General features: G+C 63.9%; 4 protein-coding genes. 2 read left to right on the forward strand and 2 right to left on the reverse strand.

Annotated elements, in window-relative coordinates:
- Positions 1-18: 18 nt before the first annotated feature.
- Together EN818_RS04635 and EN818_RS04640 are read right to left on the reverse strand one after the other, a co-directional pair.
- On the reverse strand, positions 19-1,002 hold the full coding sequence (locus EN818_RS04635) for a bifunctional riboflavin kinase/FAD synthetase (RefSeq protein ID WP_095809502.1): 984 nt from the start codon (positions 1,000-1,002) through the stop codon (positions 19-21).
- 8 nt (positions 1,003-1,010) lie between these two features.
- Positions 1,011-1,871: a TIGR01459 family HAD-type hydrolase gene (locus tag EN818_RS04640; protein WP_095809515.1), complete on the reverse strand. Its 861-nt coding sequence runs from the start codon at positions 1,869-1,871 to the stop codon at positions 1,011-1,013.
- A 290-nt stretch (positions 1,872-2,161) separates the two neighbouring features.
- On the opposite strand from EN818_RS04640, the gene EN818_RS04645 reads away from it, so the two are divergent.
- Positions 2,162-4,126 (forward strand): pilus assembly protein TadG-related protein, encoded by a 1,965-nt coding sequence (locus tag EN818_RS04645; RefSeq protein WP_095809501.1) that lies wholly within the window; start codon positions 2,162-2,164, stop codon positions 4,124-4,126.
- A gap of 52 nt (positions 4,127-4,178) precedes the next feature.
- Positions 4,179-6,152 carry a pilus assembly protein gene (locus EN818_RS04650; RefSeq protein WP_186815542.1) on the forward strand — a complete coding sequence of 658 codons (1,974 nt, stop codon included), beginning with the start codon at positions 4,179-4,181 and terminating at the stop codon, positions 6,150-6,152.
- Positions 6,153-6,330: the final 178 nt, after the last annotated feature.

Below are 6,330 nucleotides of genomic sequence, written 5' to 3' on the forward strand. Positions count from 1 at the left end.
GTCCTGCCGGACCGGCGGTCAGAATGCGATCGCGGCGTCGAGCTCCGACAGCGGCCGCACGCCTGCGAGCAACGCCCTCGCCTCGGCTTCGTCGCGCTTCATCTGGGCCACCAGCGCCTCGAGCCCGTCGAACTTCAACTCGGGACGCAAATAGCCAAAGAACGACACCTGGCAGACCTCACCGTAGAGATCGCCGGAGAAGTCGAACACGAAGGTCTCGAGCAGCGGCGCGCCATTGTCGTCGACGGTGGGGCGGCGGCCGAAGCTGGCGACACCGTCATGGAGCGCGCCATTGGCGCGACGGAAGCGAACGGCATAGACCCCTTCCCTCAGCGCGGCCTCCCGCGACAGCTTCATGTTCGCGGTCGGGAAGCCCAGCGTACGGCCGAGCTGCTGGCCGCCGATCACCTCGCTCTCGACCGTGAAGCGGTAGCCGAGCAGACTGGCGGCCTCAGCCACGTCACCTTCGCAGAGCAAGGCCCGGATGCGGCTCGACGACACGACCTCGGCGCCCTCGTCGCGGAAAGCGTCGACCAGCGTCACGCCAAAGCCGTGGCGCTCGCCGGCGGCCATCAGGAACGCCGGACCGCCCTGCCGGTCCTTGCCGAAGTGGAAGTCGAAGCCGGTGACGGCGTGGCTGATGCCGAGGTTCTTCTCCAGCACGTCGGTCACGAAGGCTTCGGCCGAGAGCGCGGCGAAATCACGCGTGAACGGCTGTTCGACCAGCGCAGCGAAGCCCAGGCGCGACAGCAGCCGGGCCTTCATCGGCGGCGGCGTCAGCACGAAGAGCGGCAGGTCGGGCCTGAACACCTTGCGCGGATGCGGCTCGAATGTGAGCACCAGGGCGGGCACGCCGCGGCGGCGGGCCTCGGCCAGGGCGCGCTCCAGCACCGATTGATGACCGCGATGAACGCCATCGAAATTGCCGATCGCCACGACGCCGCCGCGCAGATGAGACGGCAGCGGCGAGACGGCGGAAATGCGTTCGAACGATTCAGTCATGGAGAGGCCTATTGCAGGCGCGGGATGACGGCGACCGGCCGGTAGCCGTGCTTTTCGAGAAAGCCCGCCAGCCTTGCCGGATCGGGCCGCAGCGCATCGCCATAGTCGCGGGCATGGATGCCGCCCGAGACATAGAGCACGTCGAAGCCGTTGTCGGCCGCGCCCTTGACATCGGTCATCATGCCGTCGCCGATGGCCAGAACACTTGAGCGCTCCACGCTACGGCCGAGCAGTCCGGCGACCTCTTTCATGGCCAGATTGTAGATCGGCGCGAAGGGCTTGCCGGCAATCAGCGTACGGCCGCCAAGCTGCGCATAATCGCGGGCGATGGCGCCGGCGCACCAGATGATGCGCTCGCCACGCTCCACCAATATGTCGGGATTGGCGCAGATGAACGGCAGGTTGCGGGCGCGCAGCCGCAGAAGCAGCTCGGCATAATCCTCGGGCTTGTCCACCTCGTCGTCGAACGGCCCGGTACAGACGATCCCGGAGGCCTCGAATTCCTCGACCAGCTCGACGTCCAGTCCGTCATACAGGTTGAAGTCGCGATCGGGGCCGATGTGGAAGATCTTCCTCGGGCCTTCGGCGATCAGGTCGCGAGTGACGTCGCCGGAGGTAACGACGCGGTCATAGGCGGTGGCGGGAACGCCGATGGCGTCCATCTGCGCGATGACGTCGGCGCTGCGGCGCGGCGAATTGGTGATCAGCACCACCGGGACATTTGCGGCGCGCGCGTTCGCCAATGCCTCGGCGGAGGCCGGGAAATGCCACTCGCCGTTATGCACCACGCCCCAGACGTCGCACAGTATGGCCGCATAGCCGCCGGTCAGGCCGTCCAGTGAAGCGATGATGTCAGGCGAATCCGGCATGCCGTTGTCCTGTTCGTGATCTTTGGCAAAGCCGTGGCCGCCGCCATCCTTCAATCCGAGGCCGCCGCGGCCGGTCTCGCATAGCCGAACCGCTCGATCCTGTCACCAGCTTTCGCCCGGGCCAGCACGCAGGCGCGCGATCGCGCAGGCCGGGTTAATGCGCCGTCAACACAACGATGCGTTGTTGATGCATTGGCGAAATCTGAAATTTATGCGTCTGTGACCATAGTTGCAGCCAGTTACGACCATGGTCCTATACACCATGGATCTTTTGGCAGGGGCTGAGCGCAATGATCCGCAGATTCCTACGCGACAGGCGGGGCAACTATGCCCTGATTACGGCCATCTCCATGGTGCCGCTGATGGGCGCCGTGGCGCTTGCGATCGATTACTCCGAGCTGGTGCGGCAGAAGCAGGAGACGCTGAACGCGCTCGACGCCGCCGGCATCGCAACGGCGCAGCAGATCGTGTCCGGCGCGAGCGACGATGCGGTGAAGGCTTATGCCAAGGACTTCTTCGAGGCCAATCTCCGGCACGTCCTTCCGGCCAACACGACTTTGACGGTGACCTTGCCCAACAGCAATACGGGGGGCGGCACGCTGAAGATGCAGGCGACGCTGACCTACCATCCCTATTTCAGGCCAGCGGCAGCCATGCTGCTCGGCAGTACCGTCGGTTCGACGGACGTCAACATCGTCGCCACGTCCGAGGTCCGGCTCAAGAACACGCTGGAAGTGGCGCTGGTGCTCGACAATTCGGGCTCGATGTCCACCCTCGGCTCGGGAACCGGCGAGAAGCGCATCGACCTGCTCAAGGAAGCAGCCAAGCAGTTGGTCGACACTCTGGCGCTGCAGGCGCAGCAGATGAAGCAGATCTCCAAGCCGGTGCAGTTCTCGCTGGTGCCGTTCTCGGCCTCGGTCAATGTCGGTCCGACCCATGACGGCGACGACTGGATGGACCAGCTTGGCATCTCGCCGATCCAGCACGAGGATTTCGACTGGACGACGATGAACGCCACCAACAATCCGAACAAGTATGCCGAGAAGACCAACGGCGTCTGGTACAAGCGCGGGGCCGACTGGGGCGACACAGTGGGCCAGCCGCTGACCCGCTTCAGCCTCTATGCCGACATGACAGTCGAATCGGGCCGTGAAGAGGTTCCCAATTCGAAGCAATACATCTGCGACAAGTATAAGAGGAACAGCAGCAAGTGCGACGAGGGCCACTGGAGCGACCCACAATACGTCTACACGACAAGCCGCTATGCGAGTTGGCAGGGCTGCGTCGAGGCCAGACCCTACCCCTACAACAATGACGATACCACGCCGGATACCGCCAACCCGGCCACACTGTTCGTGCCGATGTTCGCGCCGGACGAAGCCGGCACGCTATGGCGCGACTTCAACCACGACGGCACCAACGACGTCACCAGCGCGAGTTACGGCTACGGCAACAACTGGTGGGCTGATTGGCCCAACTCGTCCAACCCGACAGCCAGCCAGCGGCAGTCGGACATGCGGAAATACTTCCTGGTGAAACCCTACGGTTCGGCCTCGGCAAGTGCCGGCGACGGCCCGAACTCGGCCTGCACAACCAACCCGATCACGCCGCTCAAGGACGTCACGGTGACGGCCCAGAAACAGCAACTGGACGATGCCATCGACGCCATGGCGCCGACCGGCAACACCAACGTGCCGGAGGGCCTTGCCTGGGGCTGGCGAACGGTTTCCAGCAACGAGCCGTTCACTGAAGGCAGACCGAATTCGGAAAAGGGCAACGACAAGGTGGTCATCGTGCTGACCGACGGCGCCAACACCTACAGCGCGATCAGCGACGCCAGCTATGCCAACAACCGCTCCACCTATGCCGCGTATGGCTACACCGGCCTGACCTATCCTGGGTCGGGCAGCGTGACGCGCCTGTTCATGAACACGACCAGTTCGGTGCCGAAGACCACCTACACCGACAGCAACTACACCGCCGCGCTCGACGAACAGATGCAAACGCTCTGCACCAACGCCAAGGCGGCCGGGATCATGGTGATGACGGTTTCGCTCGACCTGGTCGAGAGCAAGGCAGCCGAGAAGAAGGCGATGACGGCGCTCAAGGCCTGCGCCTCGGATTCGCGTTTCCGCAAGGATCCTTCGGATCCGAGCAAGCCGGCCAAGCTCTACTGGAATGCGACCGGCGCGACGCTCTCCGACAATTTCAAGGAAATCGCCAACGAACTGTCGAACCTGCGCATCGTCGGCTGATCGGCATTGTGAACAAATGACAGTGATAGAGCCTGGGAGCCGCATGCCACGGATGCGCGAAATCCTGCGTCGGTTCTGCCGCGACCGGGGCGGCAACTATGCACTCGTGACGGCGCTCGCCATGGCGCCGCTGATGGGCGCGGTGGCAATCGGTGTCGATTTTACCGAGCTCAATCGCGAAAAGCAGATGGTGCTCAATGCGCTCGACGCCGCCAACTTCGCCGCGGCGCGGCGGCTGTCGGAGGGCGCCACGGACGATCAGATCAAGGCCTATGCGGTCGACTTCTTCAATGCCAATCTCAACAATGTCGATCCCGCCGATGTGACGCTCGACATCACCCTGCCCACCAACACATCCGGCGGCGGGCTGCTGACGCTCAGCGCCACGCTGAAGTACCGTCCGTATTTCTATCCGGCGGCGGCACTGCTCGCTGGCGCGTCGGACGCAGACGCGAAAAAGCAGATCGACATCGCCCTCAGATCGCAGGTGCGGCTGAAGAACACGCTGGAAGTAGCCATGGTGCTCGACAATTCGGGCTCGATGAGCAACCTCGGCACCGGCGCTGGCCAGAAGCGCATCGACCTGCTCAAGCAAGCCGCCAAGCAGCTCGTCGACACGCTGGCCCAGCAAGCGGCGCAGATCAAGCAAATCGACAAGCCGGTGCAGTTCAGCCTGGTGCCCTTCGCGGCCTCGGTCAATGTCGGGCCGCAGAACGACAATGCCTCGTGGATGGATACCTATGGGCTGTCGCCGGTCCACAACGAGAATTTCGACTGGTCGACACTCAACGCGGCCGGCAAATCGGCCGAGAGGCTCAACGGCATCTGGTACAAGAGAGGAACGGGCTGGGGCGAAGAGGAAGGCCAGATGCTGACCCGCTTCTCGCTCTATCGCGACATGAAGGTGGTGACCAGCCACGAACGGGTGGCGGGCAGCAAGCGCGTCGTCTGCGACGAATACCGCTCCAACCATACCTGCAGGCGCAGCCACAACGAATACGACTATGTCGACACCTACGGCCCGTTCGCCAGCTGGCAGGGCTGCGTGGAAGTGCGTCCCTACCCCTACAATGTCGACGACACACCGGCCTCCGGCGGCCCCACCAACACGGGCATCGGCATTGGCGACCCCGCCACCATGTTCGTGCCGATGTTTGCCCCGGACGAGCCTGGGAACCATTGGAAGCTGACGCAGGATCCGGACGAGCCGGATCCGGTGACCTATGGCGCGGCGAACAGCTGGTGGAACGACGATCCGTCGAGCACCACCGGCAAGACCCGGCAGTCGAACATGGCCAAATATTTCCAGCCGCGGCCGATCGATGCGCCTGTGCTGTCCAAGGGCGCCGGCCCGAACTACAGCTGCACCACGACGCCGATCACGCCGCTGACCGACGTCACCAACGCGGATGGGCTTGCGGCAATCAAGGCGGCGATCGACCTGATGACGCCCAACGGCAACACCAACGTGCCCGAAGGCATGGCCTGGGGCTGGCGCACCGTGTCGAGCGCCGAGCCCTTCACCGAAGGGCGGCCGGAAAGCGAGCGCGGCAACGACAAGGTCGTCATCGTGCTGACCGACGGCGAGAACACCTATTCGACCGTGGGGCACGACCCGGCGGGCAACAAGTCGACCTACGCCGCCTATGGCTACACCGGTCTGGGCTACAACGGCACCTCGATCACGCGCCTGTTCGGCGGCACGTCGGACGCCATCGGCCAGTTCAACTATTCCTCCAGCAACTACACCGCCGCGCTCAACGAACAGATGGCGACGCTGTGCAACAACGCCAAGGCGGCCAACATCATGGTGATGACGGTGGCGCTCGACATGTCGTCGGCAGATTCCGGCGACGTGAAGGCGATGGATGCGCTGAAGACCTGCTCGTCCGACTCGCGCTTCCGCAAGGATCCCACCGACCCCAGCAAGCCGGCCAAGCTGTTCTGGAACGCGACCGGCGCGACGCTGTCCGACAATTTCAAGGAGATCGCCAACGAATTGTCGAATTTGCGCGTGGTGGGGTGAGCCTTCGAGGAGCAGCGCTGGCGCGGAAGTCGCCAATCTCCCCCCTTGCGGGCAGGGGAATCGCATATGGCTTTTTGGGACTTGAAGTTGGCCTGAGAAGGGATTCTTTGGGCAGGCAGTCGAACGAAGGAGAGACTGCCATTTCCAGCCTTGAGAGCTATTTTGGCGCGCTGCCCGA

Origin of the sequence: Mesorhizobium sp. M3A.F.Ca.ET.175.01.1.1, assembly GCF_004791945.1 — a bacterium.
In the GTDB taxonomy this organism is placed as follows: domain Bacteria; phylum Pseudomonadota; class Alphaproteobacteria; order Rhizobiales; family Rhizobiaceae; genus Mesorhizobium.

Coding starts and splice junctions, on each gene's coding strand:
- EN818_RS04635 (WP_095809502.1), bottom strand. CDS start 1,002: ATGACTGAATCGTTCGAACGCATTTCCGCCGTCTCGCCGCTGCCGTCT.
- EN818_RS04640 (WP_095809515.1), bottom strand. CDS start 1,871: ATGCCGGATTCGCCTGACATCATCGCTTCACTGGACGGCCTGACCGGC.
- EN818_RS04645 (WP_095809501.1), top strand. CDS start 2,162: ATGATCCGCAGATTCCTACGCGACAGGCGGGGCAACTATGCCCTGATT.
- EN818_RS04650 (WP_186815542.1), top strand. CDS start 4,179: ATGCGCGAAATCCTGCGTCGGTTCTGCCGCGACCGGGGCGGCAACTAT.